Annotated in this window: 1 protein-coding gene; it reads right to left on the bottom strand. The window is 58.3% G+C overall.

The features are described from left to right. The coding region (locus ACOZK9_RS27345; RefSeq protein ID WP_421556983.1) for a DUF6531 domain-containing protein at window positions 1-515 on the bottom strand (515 nt) is incomplete at both ends.

The raw sequence follows: 515 nt of genomic DNA, 5'->3' as shown, positions 1-515 counted from the left end.
ACAACTTGCTGTTCAGTAATCCATTCGAAAGGTTCATGGCCTTGGGCGCGCTGAACCTGATAGTCCACCGCCACGATGTGGCCAGACGCGTAGCGTAAAAACAGCGACCGGCCTACACCATTGTCCAACCGCTCAATGCGCCCGAGAAAATCCCGAACAATCCGCAGCCGGTTGTCGTAAGCATCGCTGATCGCGGTCAGCACACCGTCGCGAAAGTGATAAAAACACGAAGCCTGAGCCAGCACTAATTCACCGGGCAAATCCCCCCAATAAATCGCCGCTTCGGCCAAGCTGTTGGTAATCGCCGGTCGAGAAACGCTGGGTAACGGAAACTCGGTCGACCGATTCTCATGGTCCGTCCACACCACCGAATCACCGTCCACCACCAACCGTTGCGCCAGCGCATGACTCCAGCCAAAGCCCAGCCCGCCATCCACTTCCACCGCACTGGTGCGATATACCCGCGTCCACTCAAACGGCAAAAGCCCGTCCAGCGCGCCGTCGGTGAGGGTCAG

This window comes from Pseudomonas kitaguniensis (assembly GCF_049199985.1).
Classification (GTDB): domain Bacteria; phylum Pseudomonadota; class Gammaproteobacteria; order Pseudomonadales; family Pseudomonadaceae; genus Aquipseudomonas; species Aquipseudomonas kitaguniensis.
This window is presented reverse-complemented; position numbering and strand designations above follow the sequence as displayed.